This window comes from Bradyrhizobium sp. 172 (assembly GCF_023101065.1).
In the GTDB taxonomy this organism is placed as follows: Bacteria; Pseudomonadota; Alphaproteobacteria; order Rhizobiales; family Xanthobacteraceae; genus Bradyrhizobium; species Bradyrhizobium canariense_D.
Window position 1 is genome coordinate 5,741,106 of sequence record NZ_CP064701.1, and the last position, 16,899, is coordinate 5,758,004.

The window sequence follows — 16,899 nt, forward strand, 5'->3', positions numbered from 1 at the left end:
GCGCGCCGGCGACATCGACCAGACCCTGGCGATGTCCGTTCCGGGTCAGTTTGCCCGCGTGTTCTCGATGTCGGCTGGCCCCCGCTCCGGTGTACCGCAGGCGATGGCGACCTTCGCCTTCGGGCCACAAGCGAACTTCAATCTGTTTGTCGTTTGATGACCTCTGCCAAGACAAATCGCTCTGTCGCTTGCAGAGCGTGGATGACTATCCGGCCGCGTGCGATGGCGAGGTGTTCCATCGCGCAAACAAAACGCCCCAGCGAAGCTGTCGAAGGCAAGCGAGGCAGAGAACGATGCCCGCACCGGCGATGATATCGATGAAATAGTGGCCGCCTACAGTAGGTGTTGCAGCAAGCATCAGCAAGTTCAAGACAAGGTATAGTGGGAAAAGCATCTTCACGCCTCGGCTGGCGTATATAAGTATTGTGGCCAGCGCAGCGTGGAACGAAGGAAATGTGATCAGACCATTCACGTGCGTCAACGAAATGCGTGTCATCTCGCCGCTTCGGAGTGCGTTGAAATCGATCAAATGATACGCGTCGACGCGTTCGACGACGCCAAAGTAGACCCATGCGCTCGCTGCCGGCAGTCTCCATGAGATCGGAAGAATCACGAGGAGCGATGTTACGAACAGCCAAACAAACTCTCGCATCCTTTCAAATCGCCCGCACGCACTCAGCCACACCAACAAGATGGCGACCTGCAGCATACAGCTGTGATACGCGACTGCGAGGACCGCTTTGATAATTGGTCTGACCTCAACCCACTCAAAGAAAGCCAGCCAATTCAGTCTCAGCAGGGTGTCGACGCCGGCCAGCTGGGAATCGACCAACGGAAACTTTGCCGTGATGGTTAGATAACTCAGGATCGCGCCCACGACCGTAAAGGCAATGATCTGAGCCAAAGCCGTGGCAAGCTCAGCGATACGCCGATCCGGCCTCAACCTCGTGTAAACAAAGGAGAGAAGAGCAGCAGCACAGAACGGAATCGCTTGCGTCGGATCGATAGCCATCGTCATCCCAGCGGCGCGAAGCCATATGAGGTCAACGGCTGCAACAATCGCAATTGCGATCCACAAGCGCAGAATTTCGCTGAACCGATAAGCATTGAGGACGGCAAAGACAAAGCCTTCATTTCGCATCACTCTGTCCATCTATCGCATCGTTTGGGATCCCTGACCCCTTCTGGAGCATCAATATCTGGTGCTCATCTAATGATTGTTTAATTTGGCTTATACAAATTCAGCGTGTTGGACTCGATGGGTTCCGCGCTGCTCATCAAATCTGACTACGCGTGTTCGCATTCATCGGCTGACCGTAGGCTCCGAGGGAGCTCACGTCCGCTTCGGGTCAAACTGCGACTCCGCTTTGCATGAGCGACGGTCCGGTCTAGCTCGCGAACGGACGTCACGATCGCTCGCGCGAAGGTCAGCCGCCGAGCCAACATATGACGCGCGTTGGCGCTCACGTGAGGATGCGATTTCGCCCTTGGCGGGCTCTGCCTGCTGTTTCAGCCTTTGCTTCCCCGGGCCAATATCAAGCAAAATGGATATGTGGGGCTACTTCGAAACGCGCAGCTTGGAAATGGATGTGCCGATCTGGGTGAAGGCGGCGTCGATTTCGCTGGGGTTGCTCAGCATGAAGAAGTTTGCCGAGCCGCTCGCACATTTGGGAAGCACGGGCGACACCCCGGTGCCGTCGTCGAGCTGGACCGTGTAGATGGTCGTGTTCTTGGCCTTGACGGCGGTGCACAGAGCCTCCATTCGCGTGTCGATCTTGCCGCGTTCAGTCGAGGACGAGGTCATGGACCCGTCGCCGTTCCACCGATTGACCGTGTTCTGGCCGTCGGTGAACAGGATGATCACGTGCTGGTACACGTTGTTGACGTCCTCGGCCGGCGCGTTCAGCGGCGCTTGCTGCAGCAGCGACAGCCAGCCCCAGTGCAGCCCGATGGTCTGATTGGTGCCGCCGTTCGCCGACATCGCGTCGATGGTGCTCTTGACGGTGCTGGCTGTGCTGGTCAGCGCCAGCAATTTGGCCAGGCAGTACGGGTCTTGGTCGGCGACAAATTGCGTTGTCAGCGCCGATGGCAATGCGTCGGAGACGTCGTAGCTCTGATCGCGGTCGGTCACACAGCCGTTCCAGTTCGAAGTTGAAGGCGAGCCTACGGAATGGCTCCAGGTGTAGCCATGCCCCTTGCACATCGCCATCGTGTACCAGGAGCTCCGTCCGCTGCTGCAATAGGAGTTGCTGGAGGAATCCTCCGACCTGGGGTCCCATAGATCCCAGCGCAGCCACGTGGCCGAGACCTTGTCGATGCCGACGTTGACGGCGCTCGCGAACGGAATCACGGAGAACATGACATCGCCCGGGGTCTTCGCCAGCGCCCCGAGCTTGTCGACAAGGTTCTTGGATGCGGTCTTCAGGTTGCTGATCTTGGTGCCCCCATGGAACCGGTGTTGTCGAGCACCAGCGCGATGCGCAGCAGGTTGTTCCCCCAGGTCGAGGTCGAGCCGACGCTGAAGTCGAGGGTTGGAAAGCCGGCAATCTGCATGAACTGGCTCTTGATTTCGCCCGACGCCGCCATCGTCACCGTCGATCCCTTGCCGCTATTGTTGGCGGTGTAGGTGGCGGACGCCTTGACGTTCTGGCTGCCGGTCTGGGTATAGAGTGCGGCGAAGTAAGCGGCGCCAGCGGTCGGAACCTGGTCAGCCGTGATCTTCCCATCGGACAGGTTCTTGGCGACCATCAGCGCGGCCGAATCGAGCGCACCCTGCATCGCGGTGCGGGCGTGGGCGGCGCGGCTGTAGTCGATCGCAGCGCCGACGAATGACAAGACCGGCAACAAGGCGATGGCGAAGATGACGGCGATATTGCCGCGCTCGTCCCGGGCTAGGCGACCCAACGTGGTGGCGGCGGAAGAAGGGCTCAAGGTCATCGGGAATCCTCTGCAACCTCCAATAGGCAGTGGACTCTAAAGTATACGTTAAGTTACGCGCGAAAATGCTGGCAAACCGCCTTCCGCATGCGCGGCGCCGCCAAGGAGACCCGGACCTCCTGCGGGTTCCGCAGGCCGCTTTGGTGATATGCGAACGGGGCCATCCTGCAGGGATCGCTGCCACATCTTCCGCTGGTGCCACGCGAGCCGACCAGCGCCGCATCCGGCGCCGGCCGCCTCTCGCCCGCTACTGCGACCGATCCGAGGTCCAGCCTTTGTACTCGCCGACATTGTCGCGCGTCACGAGTTTCGACGGCAGCAGCTCAACCGTGGACGCCGGCTTCTGGCCGTTGAGAATGCTGACGCCGACCTGCACGGCGCGGCGGGCCATGAAGAACGGGTCCTGCGAGGCGGAGGCCTGAATCTGCGTCGCCTGCGGGTCCTTGAGGGCCGCTTCGATGTCGGGGGCGCCGTCGACCGCGGTGATGACGATGCCGGTGCGCTGCTGCTGGCGCGCGGCGAGGTCGGTGCCGATCGCCTGCGGGTCGTTGATGGCGAAGATGGCGTCGATCTTGGCGAAGCGGGTCAGATAGCCCTGCGCCACCGTGAGGCCGCCTTCGCGCGAGCCCTTGCCGTCCTGGTCGCTGGACAGGACCTTGATGCCGGGATTCTTGCCGAGCACGTTCTTGCAGCCGACCACGCGATCGATCACCGCGGAGACCTGCGGGCCGTTCTCGATGATCACGTCGCCCTTGCCTCCCAGCTTGTCGACGATGTACTGGCAGGAGATCTCGCCGGCCTGGACGTTGTTGGTGGTCACCGTGGCGTCGGCGCCTTCGGCCGCGGTGTCGACGGCAACGACGACGATGCCGGCGGCCTGCGCCTTCTTGATCGCTGGTCCGATCGCCTTGGGATCGCCAGGGTTGAGCAGGATCAGGTCGACGCCGGCGGCGATGAAATTGTCGATCTGGGTGACCTGCTTGCCGAGATCATATTCGAAGCCCACCGTCGTGATCTTCACGTTGGGGTTGGTCTTCTTGGCCTCGAACTCGGCGCCCTTCGACAACGCGACGAAGAACGGATTGCCGAGCGAGCCCAGCGAAATGCCGATCGACTTAAGCTCCTTGGCGTAGGACGGCGCGGAGCTCAGGACGAGCGCCATCGCGGCGCCGGCAAGCGAGATCGACTTCAACATTGGCTTCCTCCCTGGTCTGTTTGAAGCTCCGGCGCGGCGACCAGTTGCCGTGACGGAATGAACATGACGGCGCGGTGCCGGCTGCATTTTCATGCTCCTTGTTTGAGCATGATCCTTTCGAAAAACCGCTTCGCACTTTTTTGGATCATGCTCTCAAGTCCGAGCCGAGCCCTGCAGCCGATAGCGGTCCAGCGCCACCGCGCCGATGATGACCAGACCCTTGATCACATATTGCCAGACGTCGGACACGCCGATCAGGATCAGGCCGTTCGACAGCACGGCAATGATCAGCGCGCCGACCAGCGTTCCCCAGATCGAGCCGATGCCGCCGACAAAGGAGGTGCCGCCCAGGATCACGGCGGTGATGGCGTCGAGTTCGTAGGACTGGCCGAGCTGCAGGCCATTGGCGGCGTAGAGGCGCGCTGCCTGCATCGCGCCGCCGAGGCCCGCGAGCAGGCCGGACACGCCATAGACGAAAATCAACACGGCCCAGACCTTGATGCCGGCGAGCCGCGCCGCGCTCTCATTGCCGCCGACCGCGTAGATGTGCACCCCGAGCACGGTGCGCTTGAGCACCAGCCACGACACCAGGATGACCAGCAACGCGATCACCCAGAGCCAGGGAATCGACAATACGCCGGGAATGAGGGTCAGAGCACCGTTGCCGATGAAGGCATAGGGGATCGACGGATTGAACACCGTGGTGTCGGCGCCGAGCAGGCGCGCCGCGCCGCGCACGGCGGTCAACGATCCCAGCGTGACGATGAAGGGCGGCAGGCGCAACAGCGCGATCAAGCCGCCGTTGAGAATGCCGAAGACGGTGCCGGTGAGCACCGCGGCCGGCAACCACAGCGCCCCGAGATCTGGAAATTTGGAGATGATCAGCCCGGCCATCGCCGCCGCCGCCAAGATGGAGCCGACCGACAGGTCGATGCCGCCGGTGAGGATGACGAAGGTCATGCCTGCGGCCAGCACGGTATTGACCGCGGACTGCTGCACCACGATGCCGATGTTCTGGCCGGTGAAGAAGCGGCCGTCCGACAGCACGTGAAAGCCGATGCACAAGAGCAGCAGCACCGGCAGCATGCCGACCGCGCGAATGATCATCCGCGTCCGCTGCCGCTTCGTCTCCTGCGCGGCGGCAAGACCGGGCGCGACGGGGACGGCTTTGGCGGGGGCGGTGTTGGCGGAAGCGCCGTTCTCAGGCATCGAGCTGCTCCGTTCCGGTGGCGAGGGCCATGATCTCCTCCTGATTGAGCGGCGATGTCGCGTCGCGCCGGATCTGCCCGGCGATATGTCCTGCACGCATCACGATGACGCGGTCGCAGATGCCGATGATCTCGGGCAGGTCGGACGAGATGACGAGAACCGCGGTGCCCGACTTCGCGAGATTGTCGATGATCGAATAGATCTCGGACTTGGCGCCGACGTCGACGCCGCGCGTCGGCTCGTCGAGGATCAGGATTTTCGGGCCGATCGCGAGCAGCCGCGACAGCAGCACTTTCTGCTGGTTGCCGCCCGAGAGCCCGCCAGCGGGAACACCGACATTCGCAGCGCGGATGCCGAGCCCCGCGAACGCGCGCTTGGCGCGGTCGCGGGCCTTGTCGCGATCGAGGATGCCGCCGAATTTCGCGTCGCGGCCGAGCACCGCGAGATTGATGTTGTCGAGACAGGACATGTCGAGGAACAGGCCGAGCGCCTTCCTGTCCTCGGTGAGATAGGCGATGCCGGCGTCCAGCGCCTCGCCGGGCGTGCGGATGGAGACCTCGCGCCCGTCGATCTCGACATGGCCGGAGATCATGGGCGCGGCGCCGATGATGAGGTGCGCAAGCTCGGTGCGGCCGGCGCCGACCAGGCCCGCGAGGCCGACCACCTCGCCCGCATGCACCGCCAGCGAACATCCCTTGACGCGCCTGCCGTCGGCGATGTCGACGGCCGCAAGCACGGGAGCTCCCGACCGCGCGTTGGGATCGTTCCTGGGATCATGCTCCTTCTTGTAGAAGGACGAGACGTCGCGTCCCACCATCATCCGGACGATGGTGTCGGCACGGATGTCTGCCTTGTCGAGCGAGCCGACCAGCGTGCCGTCGCGCAGCACCGTGACGCGGTCGCCGAGCGCATAGACCTCGTCCATGCGATGCGAGATGTAGATGATGGCGAGACCTTCGGCGCGCAGCTGGCGGATCAGCGCGAACAGCCTTTCGCTCTCACCGGCCGACAACGCGGTGGTCGGCTCGTCCATGATCAGGATCCTGGAGCGGGCGTGCAGCGCGCGCGCGATCTCGACCAGTTGGCGCTGGCCCATCGAAAGATTGGCGACCTGCGTCTGCGGCGTGAAATCCGCGCCGAGCCGCGCCAGGATCGGACCGACGCCGGCCTGCATCGCCTCGCGCGCCAGCAAGCCGCCGCGGGAGACCTCGCGACCGAGATAGATATTCTCCGCAACGCTCAGGTTGGGGGCGAGCGAGAGTTCCTGATAGATGATCGCGATGCCGGCTGCGCGGCCGCCGAGCGGACCGCTGATCTGCACGGGCTGGCCGTCGATGCGGATTTCGCTGCCCGGGTCCGGCCGGTAGGCGCCCGACAGGATCTTCATCAGGGTGGATTTGCCGGCGCCGTTCTCGCCCATCAAAGCGTGGATTTCGCCCGCGTAGACGGTGAGGTCGACGTCGCGCAGCGCCTTGATGCTGAAGAACGATTTAGAGACCCGGCGCATCTCGAGGATGGGCTCGCTCATCACACCTCCCCGATGCGCCGACGGCGGCATCGCAATCTCACCCGCGTCTCGTTGGTCCCTGGCGCGCGCGCAAGCATTAAACAAAAGGTTGTGGCGCAGGGCAATACCTCCGGCATACCGACCAACGGTCCGGCGCTGCTTTTATCTTTTGCAGACGGAACCGATCCCGCGCGTGATGCCTTTTCTTCGCCACATCATCGCGTATCGCGATCAGCGCCGCGGCCGGTACAGGCGGCGCCATTGCGGCAGCCGCTCGGCATAGGCCTGCGCAAGCGCGCCGTCGGGCTCGAAGGTCTCGACGCGCTGTGGCGCGGTGCAGACGGCGTCGATCGCCTCACCGGTGACGGCGAGGCGGCCAAGCCGCGCCGCACCGAACGCCGCGCCCGTCTCGCCGTCGGCAAAGCGATGCACCGGCACGTTCAGGACATTGGCCAGCACCGAAAGCCAGAACCGCGACCGTGAGCCGCCGCCGATGACATCCGCCTCCGCGATCACCAATCCGGTCTCGGCCAGCACGTCCCGGCAATCCGCAAGCGCGAAGGCGACGCCTTCGAGCACGGCTTGCACGATCGCGTCACGATCGGTGGCGTGACTGATCCCATCGAGCATGCCGCGCACGTCGGGGTCATCGTGCGGGGTGCGTTCGCCGGAGAGGTACGGCAGGAAGCTGACCGGCGACGGCGCCCGCGGGCGCAACCCGAGCGGCGCCAGCAGCTCAGTCTCAGGGATCCCCAACAGCCGCGCGATCCAGGCCAGGCACGATGCCGCCGAGAGGATCGCGCCGGCTTGAATCCACCTGTCGGGGACGGCGTGACAGAACGTGTGCACGACCCGCTCCGGATTGGCCGCGATCGTCTCGGTCGGCACCAGCAATGCGCCGGAGGTTCCGAGCGAAATGAAGGCTGCCCCGGGATTGATGGCGCCGATGCCGATGGCTCCCGCCGGATTGTCGCCGGCCCCGCCCGCGATCATCGGCCAGCGCTGCGCCAACTCGCTCCGCAGCCGTGCAGCCGGCGCGCAGCCCTCGACCAGACGGGGCATCTGCCGGCGCGATAGCGCGGTCGCGGCGAGTCCTTCATCCGACCAATCGCGGCTGCTAACATCGAGCCACAGCGAACCCGAGGCGTCCGAGACATCCTCGATCGCCTCGCCGGTCAGCACCAGGCGCAGATAGGCCTTTGGTTGCAGCACGAGTTTTGTCGCCGCGAAGATCTCCGGTTCGTGCCTGGCGACCCACAGCAATTTTGGCGCGGTGAATCCCGGCATCGCCTTGTTGCCTGTCGTGGTCCGCAAGGCGGGCCAGCGCCGCTCCAGCTCGGCGCATTCCGCAAAGGACCGTCCGTCATTCCAGAGAATGCAGGGCCGCAACGGCCTGTGGCTGGCGTCGAGCAGCGTCGCGCCGTGCATCTGGCCGGACAGGCCGATGCCCTCGACCTCGGCCAGCTCGCGCGCGTGATCCGCCTTCAGCGCGTCCAGCGTCGCGAACGTCGCCTCGATCCACTGTGCCGGGTCCTGCTCGCAATGGCCGGGACGCGGCGAGGAGACCGTCAGTGACCGGCTGCGGCTCGCCACCACGCGCTGCGCGTCGTCGACCAGAACGATTTTGACGGCGGAGGTGCCGAGGTCGATGCCGAGATACATGATGTCACTAGCCTTGCACGTTTAGGATCTTGCGCGTCCGTTGCCTTGTGCATCCACGACATTGCGGCCATGGCGGTCCCGATGTTGGCATGCACCCGTCAATCATGTAACCCCACCCGAAACCTTGCCGGGACGCAACGCCCATGACCACCGCCGCCACCCACGACGCGGGAGCCACCCGCGCGCTGATCTTTGCGCTGCTTGCGCTGGCCTGCGGGCACATGCTCTCGACCTTGCTGCGCACCATTCCGGCGGTCAGCCTCGACCTGATGGCGGCGGATTTCGGCATCGAACCGCAGGCGCTGGCGAGCCTCACCTCGGTCTACCCGTTCGCGTTTGCGGCCGCGCAGATCCCGGTCGGTGCGGCGATGGACCGCTTTGGCGTGCGGCCGGTGTCGCTGAGCCTGCTCGCGGGAACCGTGGTCGGCGCCATCGCGTCGGGGTTCGCAACGGGACCCGAAAGCTTCGCCATCGGGCAGGTGCTGCTGGGCATTGCCACCTCCGGCATGCTGATGTGCCCGATGACGTTGGCGGCCAAGCAATTGTCGGCCGCGCGCTTTGGGCTGTGGTCGGGCGCGATCCTCTCGATCGGCAATATCGGCATGCTGTTGTCGTCGAGTCCGCTCGCCTTCGTGGTCGACACTTACGGCTGGCGCGCCGGGTTCTGGATCTCGGCGCTCGGCGGCGTCGCCGTGGCGCTCGCGGTGTTCCTGCTGGTGCCGAGCCAGCCGGCCGAGCACAAGGACGAGTCCTCGCCGCTGTCGCAGATGATCGAGGTGCTCAGGCTCGGACTGTCGCGGCCCTTGCGCGGCCTGATCGCGCTGGCCCTGGTGTCGCTTGCGACCTCGCTGGTGCTGCGCGGCCTGTGGGGCGGACCGTGGCTGATGCAGGTCAAGGGATTGTCGCGGGTCGAGGCCGGCAACCAGCTCGGCGCGTTCACGCTGGCCATGATCGCAGGTCCGCTTGTCATCGGCATGATCGACCGCAGGCTGGGACGCCGCCGCGCGCTGGTGGCGGGAACGCACCTCGTCGGGGCATTGCTGCTGGCGCTGATGGCGTTAGGGGCCCCGCGCTATGCCATTTCCGTGTTGTCTGGTGTTGCGGTGATGCCGCCGCAATACGACCTCGTGCTGTTCGTGCTCATCGGGCTTGCCACTTCCGCACAGCCGCTGCTGTTCGGCATGTCGCGGCAGCTGGTCGACGCCCAAGTTGCGGGCAAGGCGCTCGCGGCGATCAACCTCGCCTTCTTCCTCGGCGCGGCGCTGATGCAATCGATCACCGGTGCGGTGGCGGCGTTTGCAGGGTTGCCGGCGGTGCTGCTTTTCATGGCAGCCATGCTTGGCATCGGCGCGCTGATCTTTTTGGTCTATACCTCGCCAAGACCGACGATAGAGTAGAGCCCTGCATCAAGGGGACATCTCATGCCTGTCGACACCAAAGCCGCCACCGACCGCCTCTTGCGCTTTCTCGCCGTCGAGGGCGTCACCGGACAGGAGGCCGCGATCGGGCGTGAGCTCACGGCTGCGCTGAAGGAGAGCGGCGTGCCGGCGAAAGCGATCCGGCTCGACGACGCCAATACCCGCATTCCGGTGCCGACCGAGACCGGCAACCTCATCGTCGACCTGCCCGGCCGCGGCGCGCTGCACAACCAGCCGCGCATCATGTTCATGACCCACATGGATACCGTGCCGCTATGCGCCGGCGCCAAGCCGAAAAAGTCGGGTCGCAAGATCGTCAATGATGCGAAGACCGCGCTCGGCGGCGACAATCGCTGCGGCTGCGGCGTGCTGGTGACGCTGGCGGCCGAGCTCGAAAAGCAGCAACTCGATCATCCGCCGATCACGCTGCTGTTCTGCGTGCGCGAGGAGAGCGGGCTCTATGGCGCGCGCCACGTCAAGCTGGACGAGTTCGGCTCGCCGGTGATGGCCTTCAACTATGACGGCGGCTCGGCCTCCAACGTCGTCATCGGCGCCGTGGGTGCCGACCGCTGGACCGTGGAAATCTTCGGCCGCGCCTCGCATGCCGGCGTCGCGCCGGAGCGCGGCATCTCCTCGACCATGATCCTCGCGCTTGCGCTCGCCGACGTGAAGGCCGGCGGCTGGTTCGGCAAGGTGGTCAAGCGCAAGCAGCAAGGCACCAGCAATGTCGGCCCCGTCACCGGCGGCGAGGGAAGGCCCGCGGGCGACGCCACCAACGTCGTCACCGACTACGTGCATGTGCGCGGCGAAAGCCGCAGCCACGACGGAAAGTTCTTCAAGGAGATCACGAAAGCCTACAAGGCCGCGTTCGAGAAGGCGGCCAAGAAAGTCACCAACGCGCAAGGCAAGTCCGGCAAGGTCAAGTTCAAGGCCGAGACCGACTATTTCCCGTTCCGCATGAAGGACAACCTTCCCGTCGTCAGACGCGCGGTGGAGGCCGTGTCCGCCGTCGGCGGCACCCCGAACGTGCGCACCGCCAATGGCGGCCTCGATGCCAACTGGATGGTCCGCCACGGCGTTCCGACCGTGACCTTCGGCGCCGGCCAGAACGAGGTGCACACGATCGACGAGTGGATCAATCTCGACGAATACGACCGCGCCTGCGCGCTGGCCGTGCAGCTCGCGACGATGCGGTGAGCTGCCTTGCATGGCGCGCGCTTGCCGGGCGGTGCGCGTCGGCCTAGCCTGCAAAGAAAACGCAGGGAGGCCGCATGCCGCGCATTTCGACCATCGAGACCGGATTCTACCGGATCCCCCTTCCCGTCACGCTGTCGGACTCGATGCATGGCGACATGGCGGCGTTCGAGCTGATCACCTGCCGCATCCGGGATGCCGATGGCGCCGAGGGCGTCGGCTACACTTACACGGTCGGACGCAATGGCGGCGCCGTCGCCGACATCCTCAAGCGCGAGATCCCGCCGCTCGTCGAAGGCCGCGAGGCCGATGATACCGAGGCGATCTGGCACCAGGTCTGGTGGGCACTGCATTATGGCGGGCGCGGCGGGCCGGCGGTGCTGGCGCTCTCGGCACTCGACATCGCGCTGTGGGATTTGAAGGCGCGGCGCGCGCAATTGCCGCTGTATCGATTGCTCGGCGGGTTCGACGCGCGCGTGCCGTGTTATGCGGGCGGCATCGATCTCGATCTCTCCGTCGAGGCACTGCTCGCGCAGACTGACGGCAATCTCAGCAAGGGCTTTCGCGCCATCAAGATGAAGGCCGGCCGCCCCGATCTCAAATCGGATGTGGCGCGGGTCGCGGCGATGCGACAGCATCTCGGTGACGGCTTTCCGTTGATGGTGGATGCCAACATGAAATGGACGGTCGAGGAAGCGATCCGCGCCGCCCGCGCGTTCCAACCGTATGACCTCACCTGGCTCGAGGAGCCGATCATTCCCGACGACGTCGCGGGCCACACTCGCATCATGCAGGCCGGCGGCGTGCCGATCGCGGCGGGCGAGAATTTGCGTTCGCTTTGGGAGTTCAAGAACTACATCGTCGCGGGCGCGGTGTCCTATCCCGAGCCTGACGTCACCAATTGCGGCGGCGTCTCCGCCTTCATGAAGATCGCGCGGCTGTCGGAGGCGTTCAACCTGCCCGTCACCAGCCATGGCGCGCATGACGTCACCGTGCACCTGCTCGCGGCCTGCCCGAACCGGTCGTATCTGGAGGCGCACGGTTTTGGGCTCGACAAATTTATCGAGCATCCACTGGTGCTGCAGGACGGGCTTGCGCTCGCGCCGGACCGTATCGGCCACGGCATCAGCTTCGATTGGGACGGGCTGGCGAAGCTGTCGGCGTAGACGGGAGCGCGTTGCTGCACGCGAGGCATTCGCTGAGGCTTGATGCAAGCTGCGGTTATTCGGCTATGGTGTCGACGCCGACACACAAGCCGAGAGATTCCCGCCTTGACCCCCGAGCTGCACCAGAAACTGACCGCGTGGCGCCGGCATTTGCATGCGCATCCCGAACTGTCCCTCCAGGAGAAAGTCACCGCGGCCTTCGTGCAGGACAAGCTCACCGAGCTCGGCATTTCCTTCGAGGCCAACATCGGCGGTCACGGCATCGTCGCGACCCTGACGCGCGGCCACGCCCAGGGCCGCGTCGGCCTGCGGGCCGACATGGATGCGCTGCCGATCACCGAAGATACGGGGCTAGCTTACGCTTCGCAAAACCCCGGTGTGATGCATGCCTGCGGCCATGACGGGCATACCGCTTCGCTGCTCGGCGCGGCCGCGCTGCTCGCCGCCGACACCAGCTGGAGCGGGACGGTCGATTTCATCTTCCAGCCGGCCGAGGAAGGTTATGGCGGCTCGCGCGCGATGGTCGCGGCCGGGCTGTTCGACCGCTTTCCGATGCAACGGGTGTTCGGCTTTCACAACTGGCCGGGGCTCGCCGCCGGCACCATCGCGGTCCATGACGGCGTCGTCATGGCCTCCGGCGGGCGCATCACCATCACCATCGATGGCCATGCCGGTCACGCCGGCATGCCGCATCTGACGCGCGATCCGGTGATGGCGGCCGGCCATTTGATCGTGGCGCTGCAATCGATCGTCTCGCGCAGCGTCGATCCGCTCGACACCGCCGTGCTCTCGCTCTGCACGCTCGAAGGCGGCACGGCACGCAACCAAATCGCCGGACGCGTCTCGATCGGCGGCACGCTGCGCTACCATCGCGATGCGGTGAAGGACACCGTTTTGGCGCGGATCGAACAGATCTGCGCCGGGATTGCCACGAGCTTCGGCGTCAAGGTCACGCCCGAGATCGTCATTGGCGTCGGCGTGGTCATCAACACGCCGGCAGAAGCGGATCTCGCGCGCCTCGCGGCGGACACGGTACGGGCCGAGTTGCGGCGCGACCTCGCGCCCAGCATGGCCGGCGAGGATTTTGCCCACTATCTCTCGCGGCGTCCGGGCGCCTTCGTCTGGATCGGCAATGGCGAATTGCGGGATGGCGCCGAGCTGCACGGCCCGCGCTATGATTTCAACGACGCGATCCTACCGGTGGCATCGAGCTGGATGGCGGAACTCGCCAAGGCGGCGCTGGCCTCGAACTAGGCCCGCTCACGAGATCTCGCGCGGCAACTTCCAGCCGGGCTTCGGCTCGAACGTCTCCTCGACCTGCGCGACGTGATAGCCGGCGGGCAGAAGGCGGCCGCCCTCCTCGTCCGCGACCGGTACGTCGGTTACCAGCCCCTCGATCAAGGCGGCTTCCCACACCTCCTTCTCCGTCGGAAAGGGATCGCCGATCTGCTTGTTGCCTTCGAACAGCGCGTACATCGGTTCCGGTCCTGCGTTGATCAAGCTCACGAGCAACGTATCGGCCGCACGGACGTTCCCATCCGGCAAATCGCAATGGATGGACACGTCGAACATGGCGCGCGTTCTGATCGGAACTTCCGGCTGGCATTACGCCTCCTGGCGAGGCCCGTTCTTTCCCAAGGGCGTGACGCTGAAGCAGCAGCTGAGCTACTACGCCGGACAGTTCGACACCACCGAGCTGAACGGGGTGTTCTACCGCACCCCGACGCCGGAGGCCGTCGAGGGTTGGCGGGAGCAGACCGGCCGCGATTTCGTCTTTGCCTGGAAGGCCTCGAAATTCATCACGCACTGGAAGCGCCTGTCGGATCGCTCGGTGAACAGCCTCGAACTGCTGGAGGATCGCATCTCACGGCTCGGCGGCAAGGCCGGCCCGATCCTGTTCCAGCTCCCGCCGCAATTCGAGGCCGACGCGGACCGCCTCGCCGGCTTCTTCAAGCTGTTGTCGCGGAAGCGGCGTTACAGTTTCGAATTCCGTCATCCGAGCTGGTATCAGCCGCGCATCTTGCGGATGCTGGCCGACGAGAACATCTCGCTGTGCCTGTCCGATCATCACGACGCGCCCGCGCCATGGAAGCGCACGGCGGATTTCGTCTATGTGCGCGGGCACGGGCCCAGCGGGCGCTATCACGGGCACTATACGAAACCCACGCTGGCGCAATGGGCGCGGCGCATCAAATCCTGGAAGCGGCAGGGCTGCGACGTCTACGTCTATTTCGACAACGACCAGAAGAGCGCGGCGGCGGCCGATGCACAGGCGTTGAAGCAATTGCTCAACGTGCGGCAAAGCGCGGCGATCACGACGGCAAGCCGCCGTGCAGGTGCCGTTGTTCACCGCTAGACGATGCCGCCTTGCCGGAGCGCCGCGATCGCGGCCTTGTCGTAGCCGAGCTCGGTCAGGATAAGATCGGTATGCTCGCCGAGCGTGGGCGGGCGCATCGCGATTTCGCCGGGCGTTTCCGACAGGCGGACGGCGGCGCGTGCCACCGGTGCGGGCTTCGGCAGACCTGGATAGTCGACGTCCTGCATGAATCCGGCGGCGCGGACGTGCGGATGATCCAGCGCCTGCTGCGGGCTCAGCACGGGGCCGGTCGGAATCATGGCCTTGCCCAGGGTGTCGACGGCTTCCTGCGTGGTGCGCTCGGCGCACCAGCGCGCCATGCGCTCGCTGATGACAGGGCCATTGTTGCCGCGGCTGATGTCGTCGGCAAAGCGCGGATCGTTCAGCCAGACCTCCTCCTCGCCCATCAGTTTCGCCCAGCGCTTGAACAGCGGATGCCCCGTGACCTGGCACAGCACCCAGCCGTCCCTGGTGCGGTAGATGTCGGCAGGCGCCGCGGTCTGGCCGAGATTGCCTGTCGGCACGCGATTGACGTTGATGACGGCCTGCTCGATCAGCGTCGCGTTGGTGAAGGACAAGGCGGTTGCGAGCAACGCGCCCTCGACGATCTGCCCGCGCCCGGATTTGCCGCGCTCGATCAGTGCGGCGAGCGTGCCGAACGCGCAATGTAGCGCGGTCCCGAAATCGACCCAGTTGACCGCGGCCCGGTAGGGTGGATCGCCGGCGCCCGTCATGTACACCGAGCCCGACATGACCTGGCCGACACCATCGAAGCCGACACGGTCGGACCATGGCCCCGGCCCGCCAAACGCGGTGGCCGTCGTCAGGATGATGTCCGGCTTGATCGCCTTGAGCGAATCGTAGTCGAGCTTCATCGCGCCCAAGGTCTGCGGCGGCAAATTGGCGACGACCACGTCCGCGGTCGCAATCAGGCGGCGCATCACCTCCTGTCCTTCCGGCTTCATCGGATCGAGCGTGAGGCACTTCTTGTTGCGGTTGACTTGAAGAAACAGCGCGCCTTCGCCAGTTTCGCCGACCGGCGCCACGAAACGATCCTCGCTGCCGTCGCGCTTCTCCACGCGAATGACCTCGGCGCCGAATTCGGCCAGCAAGGTCGCGCAATAGGGCCCCGCGATATAGCGCCCGAAATCAAGAACGCGGACGCCCGCCAGAACCCCTCCCATCGATCTCTTTCCTTTGTGCTTTTTGTCAGCTTACAGGGATTGGCATTTGCGGCAAGGTGGCAATGGACGCCATGCCCCACCCTCGAGATGTGATCGGCGAATCATTTCGACTGGCGGAAATTGTGCTCTAGTATGGACCTGTCCCTCCCCCATCAGAGCCCCGTCCATGCCGCAACAATTCGATCGATCCAAAGAAGATCTCGGCAACGCGATCCATTTCGAGCACGTCAACATCCAGGTCCCGGACCAGCGCCTCGCCACGCTGTTCTATGTCGCAGGTCTCGGGCTCACCCGGGATCCGTATCTGATGGTGTCCGACACCAACATGTGGATCAACGCCGGACGGAGCCAGCTTCATTTGCCGAGCGGCCGGCCGCAGGTGCTGCGCGGTCATGTCGGACTCGTCATCGCGGGCCGCGAGGCGCTGCTGGCGCGATTGGCGTCGGTCGCCAAAAAGCTCGAGGGCACCGCGTTCGCCTTCGCCGAGCATAACGACCATGTCGAGGCGATTTGTCCGTGGGGCAACCGCCTGCGCTGCTACGAGCCCGACGCCGCGCGCTTCGGCCGTGTCGCGCTCGGCGTTCCCTATGTCGAGTTCGACGTGCCGGTGGGATCGGCCGCTCGCATCTGCGCCTTCTACCCCGAGATCATGGGCATGCCATCCGAGTTACGGAACGGCGACGGTACGGTTGCCGCCGTGAAGACCGGCCGCGACCAGCATCTGTTGTTTCGCGAGACCGATCGGCCGCAAGGCGACTATGACGGCCACCATGTGCAGATGTACATCACCGATTTTTCCGGCCCTTACCGCAAGCTGCTGGCGCGCGATTTGATCTCGCGCGAGGACAATCAGTACCAGTACCGCTTCTGCGACATCGTCGATCTCGACAGCGGCAAGCCGCTGTTCACGGTCGAGCACGAGGTGCGCAGCGCCACCCACCCGATGTTCATGCGGCCGATGGTCAATCGCAATCCGGCGATCAACAACCGCAATTACGCGTTCGGTCACGATCAGGCGTCTTGGGCGATGGGACCGGATCAATACGAGGGATAGGTGATAACCAAGTCCCG

At 64.9% G+C, this 16,899-nt stretch carries 15 protein-coding genes; 6 read left to right on the plus strand and 9 right to left on the minus strand.

The features are described from left to right. Nucleotides 1-205: 205 nt before the first annotated feature. The 7 genes from IVB07_RS27595 to xylB form a co-directional block, all read right to left on the minus strand. Nucleotides 206-1,153 carry a phosphatase PAP2 family protein gene (locus tag IVB07_RS27595; protein ID WP_247363507.1) on the minus strand — a complete coding sequence of 316 codons (948 nt, stop codon included), beginning with the start codon at nt 1,151-1,153 and terminating at the stop codon, nt 206-208. Between the two features lie 405 nt (nt 1,154-1,558). Next, nucleotides 1,559-2,131: a hypothetical protein gene (locus IVB07_RS27600; protein ID WP_247766771.1), complete on the minus strand. Its 573-nt coding sequence runs from the start codon at nt 2,129-2,131 to the stop codon at nt 1,559-1,561. Nucleotides 2,132-2,421: 290 nt separating this feature from the next. Further along, a complete protein-coding gene (locus IVB07_RS27605; RefSeq protein ID WP_247766772.1) occupies nt 2,422-2,937 on the minus strand; it encodes a TadE/TadG family type IV pilus assembly protein in 516 nt (171 codons plus the stop codon). A gap of 247 nt (nt 2,938-3,184) precedes the next feature. Continuing rightward, a complete protein-coding gene (locus tag IVB07_RS27610) occupies nt 3,185-4,132 on the minus strand; it encodes an ABC transporter substrate-binding protein (protein ID WP_018458273.1) in 948 nt (315 codons plus the stop codon). Between the two features lie 153 nt (nt 4,133-4,285). Then, nucleotides 4,286-5,341 (minus strand): ribose ABC transporter permease, encoded by a 1,056-nt coding sequence (locus IVB07_RS27615; RefSeq protein ID WP_018458272.1) that lies wholly within the window; start codon nt 5,339-5,341, stop codon nt 4,286-4,288. Then, complete coding sequence (locus IVB07_RS27620) at nt 5,334-6,869, minus strand: sugar ABC transporter ATP-binding protein (protein WP_018458271.1); 1,536 nt, start codon at nt 6,867-6,869, stop codon at nt 5,334-5,336. The genes IVB07_RS27615 and IVB07_RS27620 overlap by 8 nt, the downstream gene beginning before the upstream one ends. A 210-nt stretch (nt 6,870-7,079) precedes the next feature. Beyond that, a complete protein-coding gene (gene xylB / locus IVB07_RS27625; protein WP_247363508.1) occupies nt 7,080-8,510 on the minus strand; it encodes a xylulokinase in 1,431 nt (476 codons plus the stop codon). A gap of 143 nt (nt 8,511-8,653) precedes the next feature. Here xylB and IVB07_RS27630 point away from each other — a divergent pair, with 143 nt between their 5' ends. The 4 genes from IVB07_RS27630 (at nt 8,654) to IVB07_RS27645 (ending at nt 13,542) form a co-directional block, all read left to right on the plus strand. After that, complete coding sequence (locus tag IVB07_RS27630; RefSeq protein ID WP_018458269.1) at nt 8,654-9,907, plus strand: MFS transporter; 1,254 nt, start codon at nt 8,654-8,656, stop codon at nt 9,905-9,907. A 24-nt stretch (nt 9,908-9,931) separates the two neighbouring features. Beyond that, nucleotides 9,932-11,125: a M20/M25/M40 family metallo-hydrolase gene (locus IVB07_RS27635; RefSeq protein ID WP_018458268.1), complete on the plus strand. Its 1,194-nt coding sequence runs from the start codon at nt 9,932-9,934 to the stop codon at nt 11,123-11,125. Between the two features lie 74 nt (nt 11,126-11,199). After that, nucleotides 11,200-12,288 carry a mandelate racemase/muconate lactonizing enzyme family protein gene (locus tag IVB07_RS27640; protein ID WP_018458267.1) on the plus strand — a complete coding sequence of 363 codons (1,089 nt, stop codon included), beginning with the start codon at nt 11,200-11,202 and terminating at the stop codon, nt 12,286-12,288. Nucleotides 12,289-12,393: 105 nt separating this feature from the next. Next, nucleotides 12,394-13,542, plus strand: coding sequence for an amidohydrolase (locus IVB07_RS27645; RefSeq protein WP_018458266.1), 1,149 nt, complete (start codon nt 12,394-12,396; stop codon nt 13,540-13,542). A 6-nt stretch (nt 13,543-13,548) separates the two neighbouring features. Here IVB07_RS27645 and IVB07_RS27650 read toward each other — a convergent pair whose 3' ends face one another. Next, nucleotides 13,549-13,860: a hypothetical protein gene (locus tag IVB07_RS27650; RefSeq protein ID WP_018458265.1), complete on the minus strand. Its 312-nt coding sequence runs from the start codon at nt 13,858-13,860 to the stop codon at nt 13,549-13,551. Between IVB07_RS27650 and IVB07_RS27655 the strand changes: the two genes are divergently transcribed. Next, the gene (locus IVB07_RS27655; protein ID WP_247766773.1) at nt 13,859-14,644 is read left to right on the plus strand and encodes a DUF72 domain-containing protein; all 786 of its coding nucleotides are present in this window, start codon (nt 13,859-13,861) and stop codon (nt 14,642-14,644) included. The genes IVB07_RS27650 and IVB07_RS27655 overlap by 2 nt on opposite strands. Here IVB07_RS27655 and IVB07_RS27660 read toward each other — a convergent pair. Continuing rightward, a complete protein-coding gene (locus IVB07_RS27660) occupies nt 14,641-15,828 on the minus strand; it encodes a CoA transferase (RefSeq protein WP_018458263.1) in 1,188 nt (395 codons plus the stop codon). The two genes, IVB07_RS27655 and IVB07_RS27660, sit on opposite strands and share 4 nt — an antisense overlap. A gap of 166 nt (nt 15,829-15,994) precedes the next feature. Here IVB07_RS27660 and IVB07_RS27665 point away from each other — a divergent pair, with 166 nt between their 5' ends. Next, nucleotides 15,995-16,882, plus strand: coding sequence for a hypothetical protein (locus tag IVB07_RS27665; RefSeq protein WP_247363509.1), 888 nt, complete (start codon nt 15,995-15,997; stop codon nt 16,880-16,882). Nucleotides 16,883-16,899: the final 17 nt, after the last annotated feature.

Bases quoted from the DNA above. Each gene is read 5' to 3' on its own strand.
- IVB07_RS27650 (WP_018458265.1), bottom strand. From the start codon at position 13,860: ATGTTCGACGTGTCCATCCATTGCGATTTGCCGGATGGGAACGTCCGT.
- xylB (WP_247363508.1), bottom strand. From the start codon at position 8,510: ATGTATCTCGGCATCGACCTCGGCACCTCCGCCGTCAAAATCGTTCTG.
- IVB07_RS27630 (WP_018458269.1), top strand. From the start codon at position 8,654: ATGACCACCGCCGCCACCCACGACGCGGGAGCCACCCGCGCGCTGATC.
- IVB07_RS27655 (WP_247766773.1), top strand. From the start codon at position 13,859: ATGGCGCGCGTTCTGATCGGAACTTCCGGCTGGCATTACGCCTCCTGG.
- IVB07_RS27640 (WP_018458267.1), top strand. From the start codon at position 11,200: ATGCCGCGCATTTCGACCATCGAGACCGGATTCTACCGGATCCCCCTT.
- IVB07_RS27635 (WP_018458268.1), top strand. From the start codon at position 9,932: ATGCCTGTCGACACCAAAGCCGCCACCGACCGCCTCTTGCGCTTTCTC.
- IVB07_RS27660 (WP_018458263.1), bottom strand. From the start codon at position 15,828: ATGGGAGGGGTTCTGGCGGGCGTCCGCGTTCTTGATTTCGGGCGCTAT.
- IVB07_RS27595 (WP_247363507.1), bottom strand. From the start codon at position 1,153: ATGGACAGAGTGATGCGAAATGAAGGCTTTGTCTTTGCCGTCCTCAAT.
- IVB07_RS27605 (WP_247766772.1), bottom strand. From the start codon at position 2,937: ATGACCTTGAGCCCTTCTTCCGCCGCCACCACGTTGGGTCGCCTAGCC.
- IVB07_RS27610 (WP_018458273.1), bottom strand. From the start codon at position 4,132: ATGTTGAAGTCGATCTCGCTTGCCGGCGCCGCGATGGCGCTCGTCCTG.
- IVB07_RS27615 (WP_018458272.1), bottom strand. From the start codon at position 5,341: ATGCCTGAGAACGGCGCTTCCGCCAACACCGCCCCCGCCAAAGCCGTC.
- IVB07_RS27620 (WP_018458271.1), bottom strand. From the start codon at position 6,869: ATGAGCGAGCCCATCCTCGAGATGCGCCGGGTCTCTAAATCGTTCTTC.
- IVB07_RS27665 (WP_247363509.1), top strand. From the start codon at position 15,995: ATGCCGCAACAATTCGATCGATCCAAAGAAGATCTCGGCAACGCGATC.